This is a genomic window from Halomonas sp. DP1Y21-3, assembly GCF_019801245.1.
Taxonomy (GTDB): Bacteria; Pseudomonadota; Gammaproteobacteria; order Pseudomonadales; family Halomonadaceae; genus Halomonas; species Halomonas litopenaei.
The window spans coordinates 355,114-378,227 of the sequence record NZ_JAHVJM010000002.1; the positions used below are offsets into that span (position 1 = coordinate 355,114).

The 23,114-nt window shown below is 62.2% G+C and carries 18 protein-coding genes; 7 read left to right on the forward strand and 11 right to left on the reverse strand.

From position 1 onward, the window contains the following. Positions 1-325: 325 nt before the first annotated feature. The 3 genes from KUV74_RS06795 to gcl all read right to left on the reverse strand — a co-directional run bounded on the left by KUV74_RS06795 (position 326) and on the right by gcl (position 3,895). Positions 326-1,210, reverse strand: a complete 885-nt coding sequence (locus KUV74_RS06795) for a 2-hydroxy-3-oxopropionate reductase (RefSeq protein WP_222515972.1) — start codon at positions 1,208-1,210, stop codon at positions 326-328. Between the two features lie 46 nt (positions 1,211-1,256). Continuing rightward, positions 1,257-2,036 carry a hydroxypyruvate isomerase gene (gene hyi, locus KUV74_RS06800; RefSeq protein ID WP_222515973.1) on the reverse strand — a complete coding sequence of 260 codons (780 nt, stop codon included), beginning with the start codon at positions 2,034-2,036 and terminating at the stop codon, positions 1,257-1,259. A gap of 83 nt (positions 2,037-2,119) precedes the next feature. Further along, positions 2,120-3,895 carry a glyoxylate carboligase gene (gene gcl, locus KUV74_RS06805; RefSeq protein WP_222515974.1) on the reverse strand — a complete coding sequence of 592 codons (1,776 nt, stop codon included), beginning with the start codon at positions 3,893-3,895 and terminating at the stop codon, positions 2,120-2,122. A gap of 586 nt (positions 3,896-4,481) precedes the next feature. On the opposite strand from gcl, the gene KUV74_RS06810 reads away from it, so the two are divergent. Further along, a complete protein-coding gene (locus KUV74_RS06810) occupies positions 4,482-6,536 on the forward strand; it encodes an EAL domain-containing protein (protein WP_222515975.1) in 2,055 nt (684 codons plus the stop codon). A gap of 67 nt (positions 6,537-6,603) precedes the next feature. Here the strand turns inward: KUV74_RS06810 and KUV74_RS06815 are convergent, their stop codons facing one another. The 3 genes from KUV74_RS06815 to puuE form a co-directional block, all read right to left on the reverse strand. Further along, the gene (locus KUV74_RS06815) at positions 6,604-7,446 is read right to left on the reverse strand and encodes a bifunctional allantoicase/(S)-ureidoglycine aminohydrolase (protein ID WP_045995186.1); all 843 of its coding nucleotides are present in this window, start codon (positions 7,444-7,446) and stop codon (positions 6,604-6,606) included. A gap of 79 nt (positions 7,447-7,525) precedes the next feature. Next, the gene (locus tag KUV74_RS06820) at positions 7,526-8,017 is read right to left on the reverse strand and encodes an ureidoglycolate lyase (RefSeq protein WP_045995185.1); all 492 of its coding nucleotides are present in this window, start codon (positions 8,015-8,017) and stop codon (positions 7,526-7,528) included. A gap of 77 nt (positions 8,018-8,094) precedes the next feature. Then, positions 8,095-9,036 (reverse strand): allantoinase PuuE, encoded by a 942-nt coding sequence (gene puuE / locus KUV74_RS06825; RefSeq protein ID WP_045995184.1) that lies wholly within the window; start codon positions 9,034-9,036, stop codon positions 8,095-8,097. Positions 9,037-9,795: 759 nt separating this feature from the next. On the opposite strand from puuE, the gene KUV74_RS06830 reads away from it, so the two are divergent. The 4 genes from KUV74_RS06830 to KUV74_RS06845 all read left to right on the forward strand — a co-directional run bounded on the left by KUV74_RS06830 (position 9,796) and on the right by KUV74_RS06845 (position 14,348). Then, a complete protein-coding gene (locus tag KUV74_RS06830) occupies positions 9,796-10,554 on the forward strand; it encodes an aspartate/glutamate racemase family protein (RefSeq protein WP_108132434.1) in 759 nt (252 codons plus the stop codon). A 71-nt stretch (positions 10,555-10,625) separates the two neighbouring features. Further along, on the forward strand, positions 10,626-11,987 hold the full coding sequence (locus KUV74_RS06835) for an NCS1 family transporter (RefSeq protein ID WP_108132433.1): 1,362 nt from the start codon (positions 10,626-10,628) through the stop codon (positions 11,985-11,987). 66 nt (positions 11,988-12,053) lie between these two features. After that, positions 12,054-12,827 carry an aspartate/glutamate racemase family protein gene (locus KUV74_RS06840; RefSeq protein ID WP_222515976.1) on the forward strand — a complete coding sequence of 258 codons (774 nt, stop codon included), beginning with the start codon at positions 12,054-12,056 and terminating at the stop codon, positions 12,825-12,827. A 66-nt stretch (positions 12,828-12,893) separates the two neighbouring features. Then, the gene (locus KUV74_RS06845) at positions 12,894-14,348 is read left to right on the forward strand and encodes an NCS1 family nucleobase:cation symporter-1 (RefSeq protein ID WP_222515977.1); all 1,455 of its coding nucleotides are present in this window, start codon (positions 12,894-12,896) and stop codon (positions 14,346-14,348) included. Positions 14,349-14,459: 111 nt separating this feature from the next. Here the strand turns inward: KUV74_RS06845 and KUV74_RS06850 are convergent, their stop codons facing one another. The 3 genes from KUV74_RS06850 to uraH all read right to left on the reverse strand — a co-directional run bounded on the left by KUV74_RS06850 (position 14,460) and on the right by uraH (position 16,968). After that, on the reverse strand, positions 14,460-15,194 hold the full coding sequence (locus KUV74_RS06850) for a GntR family transcriptional regulator (RefSeq protein WP_083970245.1): 735 nt from the start codon (positions 15,192-15,194) through the stop codon (positions 14,460-14,462). 110 nt (positions 15,195-15,304) lie between these two features. Further along, positions 15,305-16,537, reverse strand: a complete 1,233-nt coding sequence (locus KUV74_RS06855) for a urate hydroxylase PuuD (protein WP_222515978.1) — start codon at positions 16,535-16,537, stop codon at positions 15,305-15,307. Positions 16,538-16,614: 77 nt separating this feature from the next. Then, positions 16,615-16,968, reverse strand: a complete 354-nt coding sequence (uraH, locus tag KUV74_RS06860) for a hydroxyisourate hydrolase (RefSeq protein ID WP_045991737.1) — start codon at positions 16,966-16,968, stop codon at positions 16,615-16,617. Positions 16,969-17,406: 438 nt separating this feature from the next. Between uraH and uraD the strand changes: the two genes are divergently transcribed. Continuing rightward, a complete protein-coding gene (gene uraD / locus KUV74_RS06865; protein ID WP_045991736.1) occupies positions 17,407-17,925 on the forward strand; it encodes a 2-oxo-4-hydroxy-4-carboxy-5-ureidoimidazoline decarboxylase in 519 nt (172 codons plus the stop codon). A gap of 703 nt (positions 17,926-18,628) precedes the next feature. On the opposite strand, the gene KUV74_RS06870 is transcribed toward uraD, so the two are convergent. Beyond that, positions 18,629-18,985 carry a hypothetical protein gene (locus KUV74_RS06870; protein ID WP_222515979.1) on the reverse strand — a complete coding sequence of 119 codons (357 nt, stop codon included), beginning with the start codon at positions 18,983-18,985 and terminating at the stop codon, positions 18,629-18,631. An 821-nt stretch (positions 18,986-19,806) separates the two neighbouring features. Beyond that, on the reverse strand, positions 19,807-20,520 hold the full coding sequence (locus KUV74_RS06875) for a glutathione S-transferase N-terminal domain-containing protein (protein ID WP_108132429.1): 714 nt from the start codon (positions 20,518-20,520) through the stop codon (positions 19,807-19,809). A gap of 357 nt (positions 20,521-20,877) precedes the next feature. Here KUV74_RS06875 and KUV74_RS06880 point away from each other — a divergent pair, with 357 nt between their 5' ends. After that, positions 20,878-22,581, forward strand: coding sequence for an L-lactate permease (locus tag KUV74_RS06880; protein WP_045991733.1), 1,704 nt, complete (start codon positions 20,878-20,880; stop codon positions 22,579-22,581). Positions 22,582-23,114 lie beyond the last annotated feature (533 nt).

Here is a 23,114-nt window from a genome sequence, read left to right on the forward strand (position 1 = left end):
AAAACTTTCGTGATAGCGGGGCTCGCCAGCTGTGATACCTGTTCAAGGCTGCCTTGCTCAAGAGGCTATCGCAATCCCTCTTTCCGTCGATACGACAGAGATGCCCAGGACGAAAGGCAGAGAGGGCTCAGGTCAGCATCGCCTGGCATCAAGCGTCGCCTGTCAGCAAAAAGAGCTCACCGATGGGAAAAATGGGGGGGGCCCATCGGCGAGCAAGGATCGCCTGCGCGATCCCGACGAGTGACGACCTCACACCCGCCGTTCAGGGAGCAGTCATCTCCCTGCCCGGCCCCCGGACCTTGCCGGCCCGAGGGCTCGAACCCGTCTACTGCCCGATTTCGTGATCGGCCAGGGCCTCGAGGGCACGCACGATACCGGCGTGATCCCAGTCGCTGCCACCCAGGGCGGCACAGGACTGAAACAGTTGCTGAGCGTTGGCGGTACCCGGCAGCGCCAGATTGAGCCCTCGCGCTCCTTCCAGCGCCAGATTTAGATCCTTCTGATGCAGGCGAATACGGAAGCCCGGATCGAAGGTCCGCTGGATCATCCGCTCGCCGTGCACGTCGAGGATCTTCGACTGGGCCAGACCACCCAGCAGCGACTCACGCACCTTGGCCACGTTGGCACCGGCCTTGGAGGCGAACAGCAATCCCTCGGACACCGCTTCGATGGTCAACGCCACCACGATCTGGTTGGCCACCTTGCAGGTCTGCCCGGCCCCATGGCCGCCGATATGCGTAATGGTCTTGCCCATCACCTCCAACAGCGGCAGTGCACGCTCGAAGCCTTCTTCTGTTGCGCCCACCATAATCGTCAGGGCGGCGTTGATGGCCCCGCCCTCGCCGCCGGATACCGGCGCGTCGACGTACTCGCCTCCGGCCTCGTGAATACGACGGGCAAATTCCTGGGTCGCCAGGGGGGCGATCGAGCTCATGTCGATCACCAGGGTGCCGGGCTTGAGCCCTTCGATCACGCCGTCTTCGCCGAACAGGACGTCTTCGACATCCGGGGTGTCAGGGACCATGGTGATGATCACCTCGCTGGCCTCGGCCACGGCCCTGGGGCTTGCGACCTCACTGAGCCCCTTTTCCGCCAGGGTCGCGTCGAGCTTGCCGCGCTTGACGCTGACCAGCTCATGCCCTGCATCCAGCAGATGTCCCGCCATGGGACGCCCCATGATGCCCAGTCCGATAAAACCGATCTTGCTCATTGTGATTCTCCTTGCCTGATCTTTCAGGGGGTTACGAATATCGGGATCACGCCCTGGCCTGGTCGAACCAGCCCAGACCTTCCTGGGTGGTCGTGGCCGGCTTGTACTCGCAGCCGATCCAGCCCTGATAGCCGATCCGGTCGAGGTGGGCGAACAGGAAGGGATAGTGGATCTCGCCACTGCCCGGCTCGTGACGGCCGGGGTTGTCCGCCAGCTGCACGTGGGCGATGCGTGCGAGATGACGCTCCATCGTCGGCGCCAGATCCCCTTCCATGATCTGCATGTGATAGATGTCGTACTGCAGCTTCAGATTGTCGCTGCCCACCTCATCGAATAGCGCCAGCGCCTGTTCGGTGCGATGGAGAAAGAAGCCCGGGATGTCACGGGTATTGATCGGCTCGGCCAGCAGCACGATACCGGCGTCGGCCAGGCGTTCGGCGGCGTAGCGCAGGTTGTCGACCAGCGTACGGTGAGCCTCGTCCTGACTGACGCCCTGGGGCACGATGCCGGCCAGACAGTTGACCTGACCACAGCCCAGGGTGGTGGCGTACTCAATCGCGGTGTCGACGCCGGCACGAAACTCTTCGACGCGATCCGGGTGGCAGGCGATACCGCGCTCTCCGGCGGCCCAGTCGCCGGCCGGCAGGTTGTGCAGCACCTGGGTCAGGCCATGGGCGTCGAGCCACGCCTTGATCTCCTCGGCGGGGTGGTCATAGGGAAAAAGGTACTCGACACCCTGGAAGCCGGCCTTGGCGGCGGCCTCGAAGCGATCGAGAAAGTCCACTTCGGTGAACAGCATGCTCAGGTTGGCGGCAAACTTGGCCATGAAAATCTCCTGTTGCGCGTAGGACACTTCGTCGATCGACGACCGCCAGACCACGGCGGCCGTCGCTCTCAGTTAGAGCTGAATCAGGTCAAGGCAGCGATGGAACTCGGTGCGTCCTCGAGGTTCTCGGCCAGCGCCTCGAACTCGTTGATACCGGTCAGGTCGGTGCCCATGGCGATATTGGTGACCCGCTCGAGGATGACCTCGACCACCACCGGCACCCGGTGCTGGCGGGCCATCTCGCGGGCCTGCTCCAGCGCCGGCGCAATGTCATCGGGCCGGCTGACCCTGAGCGCCTTGCAGCCCAGGCCCTCCACCACCGACACATGGTCAACGCCGTAGCCGTCGATCTCCTCGCAGTTGATGTTCTCGAAGGCGAGCTGCACGCAGTAGTCCATGTCGAAGCCGCGCTGGGCCTGGCGAATCAGGCCGAGATAGGCGTTGTTCACCAGCACGTGGACGTAGGGCAGCTTGAACTGCGCCCCAACCGCCAGCTCCTCGATCATGAACTGGAAGTCATAGTCCCCCGACAGCGCCACCACCTCGGCCTCGGGATCCGCCCGGCAGACACCGAGGGCGGCAGGAATGGTCCAGCCCAGGGGGCCGGCCTGACCGCAGTTGATCCAGTGGCGTGGCCGATAGACGTGCAGGAACTGGGCCCCGGCGATCTGTGAAAGGCCGATGGTGCTGATGTAGCGGGCGTTGCGGCCGAAGACCTTGTTCATCTCCTCGTAGACCCGCTGGGGCTTCACCGGCACATCGTCGAAGTGGGTCTTGCGCAGCATGGTGCGCTTGCGCTCCTGGCAGGACGCGACCCAGCCGCTGCGATCCTTGAGCCGCCCCTGTTCACGCCACTCGCGGGCCACCTCGACCATCATCTCGAGCGCCGCCTTGGCGTCGGAAACGATGCCGTAGTCGGGGCCGAAGATGCGCCCGATCTGGGTCGGCTCGATATCGATATGCACGAAGGTGCGGCCTTCGGTGTAGGTCTCGAGATTGCCGGTGTGACGGTTGGCCCAGCGGTTGCCGATCCCCATCACGAAGTCCGACTCGAGCAGGGTCGCGTTGCCATATCGATGGGAGGTCTGCAGCCCCACCATGCCCGCCATCAGCGGGTGATCGTCCGGCACCGCGCCCCAGCCCATCAGGGTCGGAATCACCGGCACTCCGAGCAGCTCGGCCAGGGTCTGAAGCTCGCCGGCGGCGTCGGCGTTGATGATGCCTCCTCCCGCCACCAGCAAGGGGCGCTCGGCCTCGTTGAGCATACCCAGGGCCTTTTCGCACTGGGCACGGCTGGCCCGCGGCTTGTAGGCCGCCAGGGGCTCATAGGCTTCTACATCGAACTCGATCTCGGTCAACTGGACGTCGATGGGCAGATCGATCAGCACCGGCCCCGGACGCGAGGAACGCATGATCTGGAAGGCCTGCTGGAAGGCGTGCGGCACCTGGGCCGCCTCCCGCACGGTGATCGCCCACTTGGTCACGGGCCCGGCGATGGCCTGGATATCCACCGCCTGGAAGTCTTCCTTGTGCAGCTTGCTGACCGGAGCCTGGCCGGTGATGCAGAGGATCGGTATGGAGTCGGCGCTGGCGGAGTAGAGCCCGGTAATCATGTCGGTCCCGGCAGGCCCGGAGGTGCCGATGCAGACCCCGATATTGCCGGCCTTGGTGCGGGTATAGCCTTCAGCCATGTGGGAGGCGCCCTCGACATGGCGCGCCAGCACATGGTCGATCCCGCCGACGCGTCGCATCGACGAATAGAAGGGGTTGATCGCGGCCCCGGGCACGCCGAAGGCCACCTCGATACCTTCCTTGATGAGTACGTGAACAGCGGCGTCGGCAGCAGTCATGCGAGTCATGATGCATCTCCTGAATCGTCTATTATTGTATACATTTTTTGCAGCGCAACATCATACGAAACTGTTTTTTTGGAATCTCTTTCCATTATTTCTAGCAGCCAGACAAGCGCCCCGCAAACATTTTTGGAAATTTTTTCCATTAGCCCATTGGCGTCAGCCAACTTGCGTCGACAAGTCCCTGATACAACGAGTGATCGGTGAGATGTGCCGTAACGGGCATCGCCCATCCGGGCGAATCGCGCGACAACTGGCGGTCGCGCGGACAAGGAAAGATTCGAAAGCACGGCGCCGTGCGGATGAACCAGAGAAAACGTCAAGAAGAGTGAGCGGAACAGGAACACTCACCCGCACAGCAACGGGCTATACTCGATAAACTGTGCGGTCTAAAGCACGACAGGCCGTCGGATTGGCGGGCACCCGCCCCAATCACCTCTGATGACCAGACGGGAAGGCAACCTTGCCCTGCGTTTCATGGCGCGCCAGCCAATGACGCTCTTGCTCTTGCTCTTGCTCTTGCCCCTGCCCCGCTCTCCTGCGCGCAAGCGTCACCGGGCGCTCGAGATCGACTGCCACGGTGATCGACACGATGGCCAACTTTCGCGATATCGATGAGCGCTTGTCCAGCCTGTCGGCGCATCGCACCCTGCTGGCCATTCGCAACGCCTATCTGTCGATCCTGCCCTACGTCATCGTGATGGCAGCGGTGACCGTGGCCGCCAATCTGTTTCACTTCGCTGGCATCGACACCGGCATCGCCGTCTATGTCAGCCACCTGGCGCGCTATCTCGGAGAGCTGTTTCCCGAAGTGATCCTGCTGTCGTTGAGCTGGTCACTGAACAGCCACAACCGCATCCGTGCACCGGCCGTCATGCTGGTGTCGCTGCCGGTGTTCTGGATCCTGTGTGGCTGGGACCAGCTCTACGCCGAAGTGGGCCAGCAGACCCGCAGCCTGGGGTCGACCATCGCCATCTACCCCGCCATTCTGCTGACCCACACCGCCTTCAAGCTATTCGCTCGGGAAAGTACCTGGAGCCATCCCCAGCGCGTGGTCATGAGCCAGATGATCACCTTCAACCTGCGCTACGTGCTGCCTGGCGTGATCGCGGTAATGCTGGCCATCGTGCTGCGCTTTGTCTTCGTCGCCCTCGCCGATCGCTACGCCCAGGACATCTATGCGCTGCTGGTGGACCGTATTCCCTATCACCTGGAGGTCATCCTGTTCGTGATGTTTCTGCAGGTGCTGTCGCTGTTCGCCATCCACGGCTACGCCACCATGCTGGGGGTGTTCGAATACCTGCAGAACAAGAGCGACGTGCTGGGGCTGCCCTCGCCTGAGTTCTTCACCCTCTACGCCACCCCGGGTGGGGCGGGCTCAGTGTTGTGCCTGATGCTGGTGATGCTGGTGGTGAGTTCCCGCCGGGAGTACAAGTCGCTGGCGCGCATCTCCGCCCCGCTGACCTTGTTCAACATCAGCGAGACCCTGGTCTTTGGCATACCGCTGGTGTTCAACCTGCGCATGGCCTGGGCCTTTATCTCGGTGCCGACGATCAATGCCAGCCTGGCCTACGCCGCCATGTCCATGGGCTGGGTGGCGCCGCCACCCAACAGCGTCCACTGGGCGGTGCCTTATCTGATCTCGAGCTACCTGGCCTTCGACGGCGTCTACCTGCCATCGATGCTGCTGCAACTGACCTGTATCGGCTGCGGGGTGCTGATATACAGCGTGGCGTGGCGCCGCTATGTTCACCGCGAGCGCTCCAGCAAGGACGAATACCCGGTCTTTCCCTCGCGCAATGCAAGTGACTCGGCGTTTGGCGATGACGCCCTGGATATTGTGCTGATGGAAGAGAACGTCAGCCGCTGGAGTCGTATCAAGCAGGCAGACCGAACCCTGAAATGGCTGAACGAAGGCCAGCTCGAACTGGTCTTCCAGCCCATCGTCGACGTCAGCACTCACCGCATCAAGCACATCGAGGCTCTGCTGCGCTATCGCGATGCCCAGGGCCTGCTGCATCCCCCGCAGTTTCTGGACGTGCTGCGCCACCACCCCGGCGTCATGGAAGGCATCGAATGCTGGGTGATAAGGACTGCCGCTCACCATGTGCGGCAGTGGAATGAGGCAGGGTTTTCCAAGCGTCTGTTCATCAACGTGACGCCGCTGTTCTTTTCCAGCGGCAACGTCCGGCGATGCTTCTTCAATGCGCTCAACGATTGCCCGGTCAACTCGCTGGGCATCGAGATCACCGAACAGGCCCTGCTCGAGGACCTTCCCCGAACGCTTTCCGATATCAAGCTGTTTCAATCCATGGACGTCCAGTTCGCACTGGATGACTTCGGCAGCGGGTACTCCTCCTTCAACTACCTGAGCCAGCTTGGCGTGGACTTCATCAAGCTGGACAAGACGCTGATCGACAATATCCACCTGCCCCGCCAGGCCAGTGTCGTCGAATCGGTGTACCAGTTGTGCCGGCACTTGAGCCTGCAGGTCATCTGTGAGGGCGTGGACAAGGACGCCAAGGAGGCTCGCCTCGAGCGGATCGGCGTCACCCTGATGCAGGGCTTCCTGCTCTACCGCCCGATGGAGGCCCCCGCGCTGGAAACCCTGCTGCGCCAGGAGCAGCACGCAGCAGGTTCCCTATAAGGGGCGAGAGGGGGGCGGGGTCAGGGGCCTCGATCGAGCTCGCTTTCCGGGTCGAGGCCCTGGTCGCTCAGTCCAGCGTCGGCAGCTTCATGTGCCGATTGACGTCCTTGTACAGCAGGTAGCGGAACGGACCGGGACCACCGGCGTAGCATGCCTGCGGGCAGAAGGCGCGCAGCCACATGTAGTCTCCCGCCTCGACCTCGACCCACTGCTGGTTGAGGTGGTACACCGCCTTGCCCTCGAGCACATAGAGGCCGTGCTCCATGACATGGGTCTCGTCGAAGGGAATCACTCCGCCGGGCTGGAAGGTCACCACCGTCACATGCATATCGTGACGCATGTCGTCGGGATCGACGAAGCGGGTGGTCGCCCACACCTCGTTGCAATCCGGCATCACCGTCGGCGCGATATCGTTCTCGTTGGTGACGATGGGCTCGGGAAGATCGATACCGTCGACGCGTTCGTAGGCCTTGCGTATCCAGTGGAAACGCACGGCTTCCTTGCTGCGATTGTGCACCTGCCAGTCGCTGCCGGGAGGGATAAAGGCGTAGCCGCCGGGCACCATCACGTGCACCTGGCCCGCCAGGGTCAGCTCAAGCTCACCCTCGACAACAAACAGCACGCCTTCCGCCTGAGGGTTGGGCTCCGGACGTTCACTGCCGCCCTCCGGGCCGACTTCCATGATGTACTGAGAGAAGGTTTCGGCGAAGCCCGACAGCGGCCGTGACAGCACCCACAGCCGGGTGTTGTGCCAATGGGGCAGCTTGCTGGTGACGATGTCCCGATAGACGCCCTTGGGGATCACCGCGAAGGCTTCGGTGAACATCGCCCTGTCGGTGGTCATCACCTTCTGGTCCGGATGCCCACCGCGGGGCGCATAGTAGTGTCGTGTCGGTTGGGAAGCGCTCATTGAAAAATCCTTGTTGTTGGCCCATATGCCATGCAGCTGTATCGCTAAGCCGTGTCTTTCGCCCGGTCGACGGGGCTCGTCACTCACCCAGGGTGACGCGAATCTCGAGGGGGTATTCATCGCAATTGTTGCCGTCACCACCGCGATCGACGACGAGAAACTCGCCTTCACGCTCCAGCACGGACTGGATGGCGTGCCAGGTACCGGCGCGGTAGTTGACGCCCTGGCGGCCGTCGGTGACGAAGGCACGGACCTCGGCAGGGTCGATGCTATCGCCGGCCGGAGCCACCACGATGATGAAGCGTTCCTCATGCAGCGGCATGAAGGCCTGGCTGCCGAGAGGATGGCGCTCCAGAAAGGACAGCGTCAGCGGCAACTCGATGGGCTGGCTGACGAACAGGCTGATCATCGGCCGCGCGTTGTCGCCCAGGGTCTCGATCGGCACCAGATCATGGTGGCGCTGGGTGCGACCAGCATTGATCGGAAAGGAGGCGGAGTTGCGCGCGTCGATGACCTCGCCAAAGGGGGCGAAGGCCTCCGCCGTCAGGGGATGTGCGGTCAATTCGAGCATGGTATTTCCTGAAGTACGGGCGAGAAAGGGCTCCCCGAGGCGGTCGACACTCGGGGAGATCAGGGCGATGGCTTGCGTCAGCCGATCGGCGCCGGCGTCGGCGCGGGAAACTGCTCCGCCCAGTGGCGGGCAATATCGATCCGCCGGGTAACCCAGACCCGATCGTGGGCCTCGATATGGTCGAGAAAGCGCTGCAAGGCGCGAAAACGTCCCGGACGGCCAATCAAGCGGCAGTGCAGGCCCACCGACAGCATCTTGGGAGAGTCCTCGCCCTCGGCGTAGAGCACATCGAAGGCATCACGCAGATAGGTGAAGAAGTGATCGGCAGTGTTGAAGCCCTGGGGCGCGGCGAAGCGCATGTCATTGCTGTCCAGGGTATAGGGCACCACCAGATGCGGATGGTGCTGGCCCTGGCTGTCGGCCTCGCAGGTCCAGAACGGCAGGTCGTCGCCGTAGTAGTCGCTGTCGTAGAGGAAACCGCCTTCATCGAGTATCAGCCGCCGCGTGTTGGGGCTGTCGCGGCCGGTGTACCAACCCTGAGGACGCTCGCCGTAGAGCCGCTCGAAGATCTCGATGGCCTTGCGCATGTGCTCCCGCTCGACCTTCTCCGAGACCTGCTGGTAGTGGATCCAGCGATAGCCATGACAGGCGATCTCGTGCCCCAGCTCCTTGAAGGCGTGGGCCAGTTCAGGGTGGCGTTCCAGCGCCATGGCGACTCCGAATACCGTCAACGGCAGCCCCCGCCGCTCGAATTCCCGCAGCACTCGCCAGACCCCGGCACGGGAGCCGTACTCGTAGATCGACTCCATGCTCAGATGGCGATCGGGATAGCTGTCGGCACCGATGATCTCGGACAGAAACTGCTCGGAGCCCGCATCACCATGGAGTACACAGTTCTCGCCGCCCTCTTCGTAGTTGAGCACGAACTGCACGGCGATCCTGGCCTTGCCTGGCCAGTTGGCATGGGGAGGCGTGCGACCATAGCCGATCAGATCACGCGGATAGGATGTTGTTGTCATGGGTAGCTTCTCCTGAAAGTCGGGCGATGGCCGGGGCCACCACTGCCGTGCGAGCGTGCAAGTACATAGGCGACAGAGCAAGGTGGCGTACCTGCGGTCCCGGGCGCCTGCGGTTGAATGGTCAGCTGAAACACGGTTTCTGGAACCTGGTGCTCGGGTCGTGGTGGCAGGCACACGGGACCAGGCGCTTTTAGCCAGACACATGAGCAACGACGCCTGGAGCTCCCTGAACAGCGCGCTTCAGCCGATCGTTTCAACGAGGCACTTCCGCTGAACGCTACCCTCCGGGCGCAGCATTTGCGCCTGTCTTCGCGCGCCGTGCGTGACGTCACCGCACGCCATTATGTATACAAACTAAAAATAGACTGTACTCACTTTCTTGGCAACACCTTCATCGATCCCCTACCAGGGGAAAAAGGCACATCGTACTTCGCCGCAGAACTCGCCGCGAAGCAACGCCCACGCCCTCCCCTCACTGCCCATACCGTTCATGACGACAGGCCGCATGAAGTCCATGCACGAAGAACTGTATACAACAATAACCATTATATTGTACTGACTATATCGATAACCCAGTATTCACTTACAGTTCACACTCCTCATGATCGTGACCCTCGCACCACAAAAATACTCAATACACTGTTTTTTAAGGCGTTTCCCCGCCAACCGCGTTCGACCAATTCAGCCCTTGATGCGTATCCGATATCGATCTATTTTGTGTACAAAGACATTGATTCCTCGTCCACGAAGGATACAGGCATGCATCTCCACCTGATCAACCCCAACACCACCGCCGGCATGACCGAGACGATTCGCCTCGCCGGCAGTGCCATCGCCGCGCCAGGCACGCGCATCACCGCCTCCCAGCCGGTCAGTGGCCCGGTTTCCATCGAGGGCCATTTCGATGAGGCGATCAGCGCCGTGGGCGTGGTCGAGGAGGTCCTGCGCATGGACAGGGAAGCCCAGGTCGATGCCTACGTGGTGGCCTGCTTCGGCGACCCGGGCTTGTTGGCGGCGCGAGAAGCCACCCGTGCACCGGTGATCGGCATCGCCGAAGCGGCCTTCCATATGGCCAGCCTGATCAGCACGCGCTTCTCGGTGGTGACCACCCTGGGACGCACCGTGATCATCGCCGAGCACCTGCTCGACCAGTACGGTTTCCGTCACCAGTGTCGCCGAGTGCGTGCCGCCGAGATCCCGGTGCTGGACCTTGAAGACGATAGCGACTGCGCGCTCGACAAGATCATCGAGGAGAGCCGTCGTGCCAGGGACGAGGACGGCATCGGCGCCATCGTGCTGGGCTGCGGCGGCATGGCCGACCTGACCGAAACCATCAGCCGCGAGGTGGGCCTGCCGGTGGTGGAAGGGGTGACGGCGGCGGTGAAGCTGAGCGAGGCACTGGTAGGGCTGGGCCTTGGCACCTGCAAGACCGGTGACCTGGCCTTTCCCCGACCCAAGGCTTTCAGCGGCACCTTCCAGCATCTGTCCCATCTGGATCTGGAGACCACCGGCCGCTGACCCCTTCCCTCTGCCCCCTCACCGCATGACAAGGCTTGACCCATAACAATCCACAACGAGCGAGGTCCAAGATGACCACTTCCACTTCCCGGCCAGGCGAGCCCCAGGGCGTCGCCGAGGCCACCACCAAGAGCGTCGGCGACGAATCGCTGGCCCCCCAGAAGACCCGTATCATGGGGCGCACCTCCTACCTGCTGGCCTGGTTCGGTGGCTGCGTCTCGATCGGCACCTTCACCATGGGCTCCAGCGTGGTCGGCACCCTCAACCTGATCCAGGCCACGGTGGCCATCGCCATCGGCTGTTTCGTCATCGGCATCGCCCTGGCCATCAATGGCGCCGCGGGCTACAAGTACGGCATTCCCTTCATGGTCCAGGCGCGCAGCGCCTTCGGTTTCCAGGGCACTCGTCTGCCAGGACTGGTCAGGGCGGTGCCGGCCATCGTCTGGTACGGCTTTCAGAGCTGGATCGGAGCGGGCGCCCTGAACCTGGTGTCGGCCACCCTGTTCGGCTACGACAACCTGATCGTGTTCTTCATCGGCTTTCAGTTTCTGCAGATCGGCCTGTCGGTGCTCGGCTTCCAGGGCATCAAGTGGCTGGAGAACGTGGGTAGCGCCTTCATCCTGGCCTCGCTGGTCTACATGTTCTATAGCACCGTGGTCCGCTACGGCGATGCCCTCTCGGCCAACCTGTTGACCATGGAAGGCTCATGGGGGCTGCCTTTCTGGGGTGCCACCATGCTGTTTCTGGGCATCTACTCGACCATGATGCTCAATGTCAGCGACTACTCCCGCGAGCACGTCAAGGGCACCGGGCCGGGTCTGTTGACCACCATCTACGCCATGTCGATCCTGCCGTGCACGCTGTTCATGGGGTTGATCGGCTACATGGTGTCCGAGGCCACCGGCGTGGCCGACCCGATCAAGGTCTTCGCCAACGCCGTGGACAACACTCCGCTGCTGATGACGACCCTGCTGTTCATCGCCTTCGCCCAGGTCACCACCAACGTGCTCAACAACGTGGTGCCGCCCACCTACGTGCTGATGGACACCTTCAAGATGAGCTTCCGCAAGGCGACGGTGGTCGTCGGCCTGCTGGCCTTCGCGACCTTTCCCTGGGAGCTGGTCAAGGACGAGTCTGCCGCCGGCCTGCAGGTGTTCGTGCAGACCTACTCCTCCTTCCTCGGCCCGATCTTCGCGGTACTGGTGGTGGACTATTACCTGATTCGCCGCCGCACCCTGGATCTGGACAAGCTGTACGACGAGAACGGCCCTTACCGTGGCGTCAATCTGGCCGCCTTCATCGCCACCGCAGTGGGCGTCGTCGCCGCCTTCAGCATGCCCACGGTGTCCTGGTACGCAAGCCTGATCCCGGCGGGCCTCACCTACCTGCTGCTGATGCGCTACTGGAAGGGCTGCCAGCGCTTTACCCAGTGAACAAGGCGAGGCCCCGACCCCAGTTGGTCGGGCGCCTCGCACTCGTCGAATTCCGAGGACAACAAGATGACACTCTCTCTTCCTTCCCTGCTCCAGGCTGTCGCCGTTCCCGGGCTCGCCCTGATGATGGCTGTTGCGCCGATGGCCAACGCCGAAAAACCAGCATCGGCACCCCTGAGCACCATCGTGCTCATCAACCCCAACTCCAGCGATACCGCCACCCAAGCCATGGCAGCGCTGGCCGAGCGCGAAACCCAGGGAAAGGCGCGGGTCGTCGGGGTCAGCAATACCTCGGCGCCTCGCCTCTTGACCACCCCCGAGGATATGGTCGCGGCGAGCCAAGGCGTAGTCGAACTGGGCCGCCAGGCCGCCGAAGACCCATCCACCGGCGCCATTATCGTTTCGGCCTTTAGCGATCCCGGACTTGATCAACTGCGCGAAGCCGTCGACATTCCAGTATTCGGCATCGGCGAAGAGGTCTTCCACGAGGCAGCGCGCGATGGCCGCCCCTTCGGTATCGCCACCATCACCCCGGACCCGGCACTGATCGAGTCCTTTGCCGCCAAGGCCGAGGCTCTGGGCTATCAGGATCAGTACAGAGGCACCCGCGTCACCCCCGGCGATCCGGTTGCCTTGCTCGACTCGCCGCAGGCACTCGATACCGCCCTGGCTGACGCCATCGAGGCCTCGGTCGGCGAAGACGGCGCCGAAGCCGTGATCATGGGCGGGGGGCCCTTGTCAGATGCCGCCATTCGCCTTCAGGACAGCACCGAAGTGCCCTTGGTGATAGCCGTCAGTGCGGCGGCCAGGGCGGCGGTCGCGGCCCTGGGCCGCGACTGAGCGCGTCCTTTGCATCAATAGTCACGACGGCTGAAACAACAACAGAAACAAGAAAGAGACACCTTTATGTCCCATGACGATCTAAGCCTCGATACCTCCCGGGTCGATCCGGGCCTGTACAACGAGGACCTGGCCCCGCTGCCCCACGCTCGGCGCAACTGGGGCGCCTTCGAGATCTTCAACGTCTGGTCCAACGACATCCAGAGCCTGTTCGGCTACACCCTGGCCGCGTCGCTGTTTCTGTCCTACAACCTGAGCGGCTGGGCGGTGATGGCGGCGATCATCCTGGCCGGGGTGATCGTGATGTTTCTGGTCAATCTGACCGGTGCCCCCAGCGTGCGCTACGGCATCCCCTTCCCGGTCATGGTGCGGGCGAGCCTGGGCGTGCGCGGCTCCAACCTGCCGGCGCTGTTGCGAGCCCTGGTCGGGATCTTCTGGTACGGCGTCCAGACCTACTTCGCCTCCACCGCCGTCACCCTGATGATCACCGCCCTGATCGGTACCGACGGCGGGGCCGGCATACTCGGTCTGTCACCGGTCGCCTGGCTGTCCTTCGTGCTGGTGTGGCTGTTTCAGATCGCGATCTTCTGGTCGGGGATCGAGCGCATCAAGCACTTCCTCAACTGGGCGGGGCCACTGGTCTACGTGGTCATGGTGGCGCTGATGGTGGTGGTCTGGTGGCAGGCCGGCAGCGAGCTGCTGCCGGCGGTGGGCACCATCTTCTCGGCCAGCGGGGAAGGCGGTGGTGGCATCGGCGCCTTCGCTGCCGTCGTCGGTACCATGGTGGCCTACTTCGCCGCCGTGGTGATCAACTTCGGCGACTTCACCCGCTTCGTCAGAACCGAACGTCAGATGAAGCTTGGCAACCTGCTGGGGCTTCCCCTCAACGTCGCCTTCTTCTCCTTTATCGCGCTGATCATCACCGCCGGTACCCTGGTGCTGTTCGGCGAGGCCCTGACCAACCCCACCGATATCGTCGAACGGGTCGACGCCTTGCCGTTGACGCTGCTGGCGGCGGTCACCTTCTTCGCCGCCACCGTCGGCATCAACCTGGTGGCCAACTTCATTCCCCCGGCCTACGACCTGGCCAACCTCTTTCCTCGGGTGATCAGCTTCAAGGTCGGCGGCCTGATCACCGCCTGCGTGGCGTTCTTCGTCGGCGCGTTGTGGGTCTCGGTGATCAGCCAGATCGGCGTGCCCGGCTTCGTCAACGCCGTGGGTGCCATCGTCGCTCCGTTCTACGGCATCATTGTGGTCGACTTCTACCTGATCAAGGGCCGCCGACTCGACGTCCAGGCGTTGTTCTCGTCCCGTGAAGGCGACGCCTACACCTACACCAACGGCTGGAACCTGCGCGCCGTGGTGGCCTTTGCGCTGGCCGCGATCTTTTCGCTGGCGACGGTAGTGGTGCCGGCCCTGCAAGGACTGGCCGGCTTCGGCTGGATGATGGGGGCAGCACTCGGTGGCGCTATCTACTACGCGCTGATGCGCCAGCACAAGCAGGCGGTGACGGCCAGCTGAGGCCAGGCCCGACAGCCGAGCGTCCTCGAGCAGCTCTCAGCAACCAGACTCCCGGCGATCGCCGGGAGCCTTGTCGTTTCGGAGCCAGGCATTCTAGAGACGCGGTGAGCGTCAGGGCGCAAAGATATCGAACAGGTTGGGCGCCTCGTCCTCTTCCTCGACGATCGACAACGAGGCCTCGATGGCCTTGAGGTGGCGGCCCATGAAGGCGGCGGCGCGCTCGCCCTTGCCGTCTTCTAGGTACTGGATCAGATCCTGATGGTCATGTGACTCGCAGCCCAGGTGCCCGGCGTTGCCGTAGACGGCCAGAATCAGCGAACTGCGCGAACACAGGCGCTCGACGAAATCCGCCAGGGTGCGGTTGCCGGAGACCCGGGCCAGATAGGTGTGGAAGTCGGCGGACAGGCGAATCGCGACGCTCTGCTCGCCACTTCGCAACGCTTCCCGCTCGCGCTGGGCCATGTCCTTGAGGGTGACGATGTCGTCCTGGGTGATGCGCCTGGCGATATCCGACATCAGCCCGCACTCGACCATCTGGCGGGCGTCGAATACGTCCTTGGCTTCGTCAGCGGTAGGACGCGTCACGCTGGCGCCACGGCGTGGCGTCAGCGTGACGAGCTGCTCCAGCGCCAGGCGCTGCAGGATCTTGCGAATGCCGGTACGACTGACCCCGAACACCTCGGACAGGGCATCCTCGCGCAGACGTGCGCCCGGCTTGAGCCGGTGCTCGATGATGGCGTCGCTGATCGAGCGATGAATGGCCTCGTGACGCTCGGCGCCGTCACCGTTCTTGCCCTGTCTGGGGGCCGGTGAGGCGGGGGGCGAAGGCTTCACGCGCTGGTTCATCGACACTGTCCTCGGATGCAATATATCCCCATTGTATACGAGATATACCGACAGGAAAGAACCGCAGTTCCCCGCGTCTCACCGGGGCAACTGCGGCTCATCCTGGCCCTCTATTCGCCCCAGTTGGCGACCAGAGCACGCTCCTCGTCGGTCATCTGGGTCAGGTTGCCAAGCGGCATATAGCCACTGGCGACCACCTGCTGGATCGTGGCCTTCTGCTGTTCGACCTGCGCCTCGGTTTCAAGCGCCACACCGGCGGGCGGTGCGGTGAATCCGGCGTGGGCGGGCTGGGCGGCGTGGCAGCTGACACAGCGCTCCTGGATGACGGCATGCACCTGGGCCAACGGCGAAGCGTCGGATGCAACCGGTGCACTGCTGCCGCTGTTGGCGTTGTCGGCGGCCGGACTGGTCGTCAGGCTCGGTGCCCCCACCGCGAAGGCCACCAGAATCAGCGCCACCCCGGCGGCCGGGTAGCTCGGCTTGTGCTGACCGCTGTGCATCAACACGAAGTACTGGCGAATCAGGGCGCCGGCAAAGATCAAAAGCGCCATGATCACCCAGGCCCAGTCGCTGGTATAGGCGAAGGAATAGTGGTTGCTGATCATCAGCAGCACCACCGGCAGGGTGAAATAGGTGTTGTGTACCGAGCGCTGCTTGCCGCGCTTGCCGTCCAGGGGGTTGGGGGTCTCGCCCGCCTTCATCGCCTTCACCATGCGGCGCTGACCCGGAATGATCCAGAAGAAGACGTTGGCGGACATGGCGGTGGCCATGACGGCACCGGTCAGCAGGAAGGCGGCACGTCCGGCGAAGATATGCACGCTGAGATAGGCCACCACCACCATCATGACGGCGACACCCAGGCTCAAGAGGCCATCGCGCTCCATGTTGGGACTGACACGCTTGCACATCTCGTTGTAGACGACCCAGCCACCGAGCAGGAACAGCAGTGCCACCACATTGGCCTGCCAGCCGGACAGATTGGCGGCCCACTCCCAGGGACTCTGGGGGTTGACCAGGTAGAAACTGGGGTTGGCCATGTACAGAATCACGAACAGCGCAAAACCGGACAGCCAGGTGGTGTAGGCCTTCCAGAAGGACCAGTGCAGATCGTCCGGCAGCTTGGCCGGCGCCGTGGCGTATTTCTGATTGTGGTAGAAGCCACCCCCGTGGACCGCCCACATTTCGCCGAACACACCCTTGCCGCGGTCTTCTTCGTCCTTGGGGGTCTTCAACGAGTTGTCCAGCATGACAAAGTAGATCGACTCGCCTATCCAGGCGATGGCCGCGATGACATGCAGCCAGCGCAGCAGAAAATTGCTCACGTCCAACAGGTACGATGACATGGCCCTATCCCGACTTCAGTTGTTGTTGGAAGGCAGTCAGTATCGATGGCTGCCTGGTTGATCGTGCTCGATGACGCTCAGCTGCCGCGGTAGGTGGAGTAGCTATAAGGCGACAGCAAGAGCGGCACATGGTAGTGCTCACTGGCATCCGCCACGCCGAATCTCAGGGGAATCCGATCGAGGAAACGCGGCTCCGAGGCCTCGACACCCAGGGCGCGCAGATAGTCACCGGCGTGAAACAGCAGTTCGTACTCTCCTTCGACGAAGTCGTCGCCTTCGAGGATCGGGCTATCGCAGCGACCGTCATCGTTGGTCATCGTCTCCCCGAGGCGCTGACGTTCGTCGCCAAGGATGCGAAAGAGCTCAATACGAATCCCCTGGCCTGGGCGGCCAAGCGCGGTATCCAGTACATGGGTGGTCAGGCGTCCCATAAGTGTCCTCCCCTCTCGCGGGTCATCAGCGGGTCGATCAGCGGGTCAATGTATCCAGTCCTGGACTGGCTAAAGTGAATCACTGATATGGAGCATCATCGTCTCTCGTCACACCTGGCCAGAGGCTTTCGCCGGTCGTGGCTTGCAGCAACACGAAGATGACTTCAGCGATGCCGGCATGGCGGAACCAGTGCATGGTGGTGTGGAACCATAACAACATACATCATTGACCAAATTAAGAGTACATTTCAAACTATTTTTTGTATACAGTTTGAGCATGCATAGCTGCCTGGTGTTTGCCGACAGCAACAAAGGCTCGACCGACCTCTTGCCGTCTGCGCCTACGCCCGCTGCCAACAAGGTGTGACCGACACCAACGAGTCATCAGAGCTATGCTCGTCCCCATCTACCTTGCCGTCATGACAGGAGCCACTCCCCATGCCTAGCCTCACCCAACGCCCCAGCCAGATGGACAAGACCCAATTCGTGACCACCTACGGAGACGTCTTCGAGCACTCACCCTGGGTGGCGGAGCGTGCCTTCGATCGTGGCCTGAACGAGCAGCATGACGACCCGGTACGTCTTGCCGAGCACATGGGCCAGGTCCTCAGCGACGCCTCCCCGGAGGAACAGCTACAGGTCATCCGGGCGCACCCTGATCTTGCCGGCAAGGCCGCCGCCGCAGGCGAGTTGACCAACGACTCCACCCGCGAGCAAGCCGGGGCCGGGCTGGACCAATGCACCCCGGAGGAGCTGGAGCGCTTCACCCGCCTCAACGAAAGCTACAAGGCGCGTTTTGGTATTCCCTTCATCATGGCGGTCAAGGGCGGCAATCGGCACACCATCCTCGCCGCCTTCGAACAGCGCCTGAACAACTCAGCCGAGCAGGAAAGGCAGGAAGCCGTGGTGCAGATCAATCGGATCGCTCGGTTCCGACTGGAAGATCGCGCAAGCTGAAGTAGCAAGCACACAAAAACGGCCGGTCACCTGGTGACCGGCCGCCAAACCCTACGTCGATGACCAGAGGCCTTGGCGCTCTCGTCATCCTGAAATCGTCACGCTTTTCGCGTCCGGGCTGGTCGTGGATGAACGGCCCCATGTGGATGGCGGCCTACCAGACCCTTTCACGCGGTGCCCATCGGCCACGTTCAGCGAACCACCGAGTCATGCTCTGGACCCTGCCAGCTGCACGACAATAGAGTTGCGCTACCTCACTTCTGGGGCTCGTCGCTCTCGCTTGAGTTGCACTACCTCATCTCACGACCATGCTGAAACTGCACCCAAGGCGGGACCATTACGCTCGTGCCCACCTTTCCGCGACTTGCGCAGCGCCTGTCGCTCGGGGCCAGGCACCTTTTTTACTGCTTTATTTACTCCTGACTAATCTCTTTCTAGCTAATCTCTTTCTAGCTAATCTCCTGCTAGCTAAACGCTTGCTGGTGACGTTCCTGCTGGCTACATTCTTCTTTTTTGATATCTCTGCTTGAGCCTGCCGGTGTCATCATCGACATGTCGACGTCGATATCTCCGGGCCATATCGCCGAGCCATGTATCCGGGCCGTGTCTCAGGGCCGTGTCTGCGGGCAATATTCCTCGCCGATGACGCTAGCCGATGTCTCCAGCCGACGCCCCTGGCGTCCAGAACGTACCAGCTTCGCCGCTACTCCTTGGCAGAATCCAGCGCTTCCTTGGCCACTCCCTGACACTTTTCCTGGTACTCCTTGCTCAACTTGAGCAATGTCTCGCTCTCCTCGCGCAGGCTCTCGCCGATCGCCGACAGAGTTTCCTGCTGGGACTGGCTGGCGTTCTTCAGACTTTCGGCATCGCGCACTTCGCACCAGGACCGGGCCTGTGCGATACCTGCCTTCATGGCGGAGTCCATGGTCTTGAAACGCACATCCAGCATCTTCTGGGAATACTCCAGCGTCAGCAGGCTCCCCTCACGCCACGGACTCAACAATTTGTCCATGGAGGGGATCATGTTTTCCATTGTCGGCATTGCCTTGTTCTCGCTCATGTTGGTACTCCCTATAGGTATGCCAGCACGCTCGGCCCACGGGCAGCCTGACCGCCGTAACAACGACGAGACGAGGCAGCCTGGCAGTATCTTGTGCTGCACCGGTTACATATCGTCTTCAAACGAGCACAGAATCGTCTCGCATGTGAAGACTAGAACGCACCTTGCTGCACCGCAACATCATATAAGGCATATACGAGCCACTAATTACACTAACGCGGGTATAGTCACCCAGCATTCTCAGCATCTACCCAGCGGCGCACCATTCGCACCATAGCAGTAGATGATTGACGCCCTGATGACAGCAGCGGCGCCAGCTCCAGAAGCACAACAAACACGCTTTTGTAAGAAATAACGACAAATACAATCGCCAATAACGACGGTCGCCGATAGCGACAATCGGCAGTAGCGACAATCGGCAGTAGCAACAATCGACAGCTTCGTCATTAAGCACAGAACCGCTGTTTCGCCATTTCCGACGGACCACCGGGGCAACTTGCACGCAGATTCACCAGCTCGGTACAGCTACCGCAGCGCTGTCCGATGCCCTTCCAAAAGATATCTGCAAGATTAGCCAAGACGAGGGCCCTTGCCGGCGATCCTCTAAAGCCATGATCGACATGCGGTAATAACCGAGGGGTCATGATCGCCGCAGACTAAAGGCGAAGGCTTACTGAAGGAAACTGAGGAGGGAGGCGCATCGAGGAGTCGAGAGCAGAGAGCAGAGAGCGGAGAACAGAGAGCAGAGGGCAAAGAGCAGAGAGCAAAGAGCAAAGAGCGAGACGACGATATCAGGGCGTCGCCTCGCTCGGCAGCAAGGATCAGGCGCGATAGGCGCCTTCGATATCACAGATGCGCACCGCGTTGCGGCCGACACCGCCATTGGCATCAAGCATCCGCTCGATCCAGGCGTAAACCGGATCGGCATTGGACACCAGATCCGCGGTGGATACCGAACGGGCCCACATGAAGTTGGCAAACACCAGGTAGTCCGCCGCACCGGGCGCATCGCCATCGATGAAGTCGCTTCCCGACAGCTGGCCACGCAGTGGCTCCAGGGCGCTATCGAGCTGGCTGAGCCCCTTGGCCGGAGAATGGAACTGCTCCAGCGTCATGCCCAGGCGTTTTTCACGAGTGGTGCGGAAGTAGTCGCGGTCCTTGGGATGGATGGCGTTCATCAGGTCCATCACGATGGTGCGCAGGATCGGCAACTGCAGGGCACGCTCGCTGTAGTGCTTGAAAAAGCGGGCGCGGGATTCGGCCAAGGGACCGCCAAGCAGCGTCGGGGCCTCAGGGTAGGCACGATCCAGGTATCGCAGGATCTCGAAACTGTCGGTGATCACTTCGTCGCCATCGATCAGCACCGGGACCTTGTCATGGTCCGTGAATTCGAGCTTTTCCTTTTCGGTAAAGCACCAGGGCCGCGCCTCCACCTCGAGCCCCTTGTGGGCGATGGCCAGCTTGGCTCGCCAGCAGAAGGGAGAAAAACGCAGTGACTCATCGATGCCACACAGGTCGTACATCACCAGGGCCATGCCAGATACCTCTAGAAGGGGAATGTCTGCCGATAGTGCCATCAACCGCCCACCTCGCCAACGCCATGATTTCCTGAGGGATGGAGACAAACCTGTCCATTAGTCTAAGAAACTAGCCTCGTTCGCACCCGCCTCCAGCGTCTTTGTCGACTCTAACCTACTGTTAAACAATAAATTTGAAGAATGATCGGACGAGGAGTCATCAGCGCTGCATTGGTCTGACCAATATCCCAGTCTAGAACGATTTCGCTAGTCGGCTTATCGTGCCGCCTTGTCCGAGCCTTACCCCGGCGTGAGACCGCCAACTTCGACACAACGGATATTACAAACAAGGACACGACAAGAGACCCCAACACCATGACCGACACCACTCTAGCCTTGATAGCCTTTGTGCCGCTCATACTGGCCGGCATCCTGCTGATCGGCATGCGCATGGCCGCCAAGGTCGCCATGCCCATCGTCTTTCTGGTCACCGCGCTGATTGCCCTGGTGGCCTGGGACATGACCTTCACACGGGTCCTGGCCTCGACCCTGCAAGGGTTGATCCTGACCGTGGCGATCCTGTGGATCATCTTCGGCGCCATCCTGCTGCTCAACACCCTGAAGCACTCCGGCGGTATCGCCGCCATTCGCAATGGCTTCTCCGGCATCAGCCCGGACCGCCGCGTCCAGGCGATCATCGTGGCCTGGCTGTTCGGCTGCTTCATCGAGGGCGCCTCGGGCTTCGGCACGCCGGCGGCGGTGGCCGCCCCGCTGATGGTCGCGCTGGGCTTCCCGGCACTTGCCGCTGTGGTGGTGGGCATGATGATCCAGTCCACCCCGGTGTCCTTCGGCGCTGTCGGCACCCCGATCGTGGTCGGTGTCGCCGGTGGCCTGGACAAGGTCGGCATCACCGAGACGCTGGAAGCCGGCGGCTCCACCTGGATGGAGTACTTCCGCCTGATTGCCGGAGAAGTCGCGCTGGTGCATGCCGTGGTCGGTGTGCTTATGCCGCTGATCATGGTCAGCGTCATGGTGCGCTTCTTCGGTGCCAACCGCTCCTGGAAGGAAGGCCTGGCGATTGCTCCCTTCGCGATCTTCGCAGGCGTCGCCTTCGTGGTGCCCTACGCCCTGGCTGGAGTCTTCCTGGGCCCCGAATTCCCGTCGATGATCGGCGCCATGGTAGGCCTTGCCATCGTGGTCCCGGCCGCCCGTCGCGGTTTCCTGATTCCCGAAAAGAGCTGGGACTTCCCGGAAAGTGACAGCTGGCCTGCCCACTGGATCGGCAAGCTCAGCATCAAGGCCGACGAGGTCGTGGGCCGCGCACCGATGAGCACCTTCATGGGCTGGCTGCCCTACGTGCTGCTGGCGGTACTGCTGGTGGCGTCACGTACCATCGAGCCGTTCAAGCAGGCACTGACCTCGGTAAGCCTGGGCTTCAGCGACATCCTGGGTGAGGCCGGTATCTCCGGCAGCCTGCAGCCACTCTACCTGCCCGGCGGAATCCTGCTGATGGTGGTGCTGATCACCGCTCTGATGCATCGCATGAACGGCAATCAGCTCAAGGCGGCCTTCAGTGAATCCAGCCGTACCCTGCTGGGCGCCGGCTTCGTGCTGGTGTTCACCATCCCCATGGTGCGCATTCTGATCAACTCCGGCGTCAACGGCGCGGATCTGGCCTCCATGCCGGTGGCCATGGCCACCGCGGTGGCCAACGGTGTCGGCGACATCTATCCGCTGTTCGCTCCTGCCGTCGGCGCGCTGGGTGCCTTCATCGCCGGCTCCAACACCGTGTCCAACCTGATGCTGGCAGACTTCCAGTTCAACGTGGCCCAGCAACTCGGTGTGTCCACCGCGCTGATGGTGGCGCTTCAGGCCGTCGGCGCCGCCGCCGGCAACATGATCGCCATCCACAACGTGGTAGCCGCCTCGGCCACCGTGGGCCTGCTGGGACGCGAGGGCATCACCATTCGCAAGACCATCCTGCCGACCATCTACTATGTGCTCGCGGCGGGGCTGATCGGGCTGGTGGCGATGCAGGTCGTCGGTATCTCCGACCCGCTGATGGGGCTGTTGCAGTAGGCACTACGCCAAGCCAGGCGCCACCTGGCTGACCGACAAGGGGGTGTCATCGACGATGACACCCCCTTCTTGTTGGCGACAGGCGCCACCTTTGCTCGAGAACTGCGCCACTCTAAGCACAGTTCGACTACCTCTGTGCCGATATGGCGACCCTTATACCCTGCGCCTAGAGTTAATTCAGTGTAGTACGCACGTGCAGCATTCTTGCTTTCAGGTTCACCGGCAAGGCGCGTCGCCTGCGTGCTGACCAGGGGATGGCTCTTCGTGAGCGCCCACGGACGCATGGCCTCGACAAGGGCCACGACTCTCGACCAGGGGAAATTCAGATGTCCTATCTGCTGCTTGCCATGATCACCGTGATCGCCGTCGTGGTGATTACCAACGGCGCGAGATCCTCGGAATCCATGCTGTTGCTGAGGCACAAGGCTCCCGGTCCACACAGGGTCAAGCGGCACAGAAGGCCGACCCGACGACATCTCTAGGCCGGGGACGCTGCTCCCTCCAGGGTGATGACGAGTTGCCCGCAGACCACA

Coding starts and splice junctions, on each gene's coding strand:
- uraH (WP_045991737.1), bottom strand. CDS start 16,968: ATGGGACGCCTGACCACCCATGTACTGGATACCGCGCTTGGCCGCCCA.
- hyi (WP_222515973.1), bottom strand. CDS start 2,036: ATGGCCAAGTTTGCCGCCAACCTGAGCATGCTGTTCACCGAAGTGGAC.
- KUV74_RS06845 (WP_222515977.1), top strand. CDS start 12,894: ATGTCCCATGACGATCTAAGCCTCGATACCTCCCGGGTCGATCCGGGC.
- KUV74_RS06810 (WP_222515975.1), top strand. CDS start 4,482: ATGGCCAACTTTCGCGATATCGATGAGCGCTTGTCCAGCCTGTCGGCG.
- KUV74_RS06850 (WP_083970245.1), bottom strand. CDS start 15,194: ATGAACCAGCGCGTGAAGCCTTCGCCCCCCGCCTCACCGGCCCCCAGA.
- KUV74_RS06795 (WP_222515972.1), bottom strand. CDS start 1,210: ATGAGCAAGATCGGTTTTATCGGACTGGGCATCATGGGGCGTCCCATG.
- KUV74_RS06855 (WP_222515978.1), bottom strand. CDS start 16,537: ATGTCATCGTACCTGTTGGACGTGAGCAATTTTCTGCTGCGCTGGCTG.
- KUV74_RS06875 (WP_108132429.1), bottom strand. CDS start 20,520: ATGGCCCTGGTGATGTACGACCTGTGTGGCATCGATGAGTCACTGCGT.
- KUV74_RS06820 (WP_045995185.1), bottom strand. CDS start 8,017: ATGCTCGAATTGACCGCACATCCCCTGACGGCGGAGGCCTTCGCCCCC.
- KUV74_RS06815 (WP_045995186.1), bottom strand. CDS start 7,446: ATGAGCGCTTCCCAACCGACACGACACTACTATGCGCCCCGCGGTGGG.
- puuE (WP_045995184.1), bottom strand. CDS start 9,036: ATGACAACAACATCCTATCCGCGTGATCTGATCGGCTATGGTCGCACG.
- KUV74_RS06870 (WP_222515979.1), bottom strand. CDS start 18,985: ATGAGCGAGAACAAGGCAATGCCGACAATGGAAAACATGATCCCCTCC.
- KUV74_RS06830 (WP_108132434.1), top strand. CDS start 9,796: ATGCATCTCCACCTGATCAACCCCAACACCACCGCCGGCATGACCGAG.
- uraD (WP_045991736.1), top strand. CDS start 17,407: ATGCCTAGCCTCACCCAACGCCCCAGCCAGATGGACAAGACCCAATTC.
- KUV74_RS06880 (WP_045991733.1), top strand. CDS start 20,878: ATGACCGACACCACTCTAGCCTTGATAGCCTTTGTGCCGCTCATACTG.
- KUV74_RS06840 (WP_222515976.1), top strand. CDS start 12,054: ATGACACTCTCTCTTCCTTCCCTGCTCCAGGCTGTCGCCGTTCCCGGG.
- gcl (WP_222515974.1), bottom strand. CDS start 3,895: ATGACTCGCATGACTGCTGCCGACGCCGCTGTTCACGTACTCATCAAG.
- KUV74_RS06835 (WP_108132433.1), top strand. CDS start 10,626: ATGACCACTTCCACTTCCCGGCCAGGCGAGCCCCAGGGCGTCGCCGAG.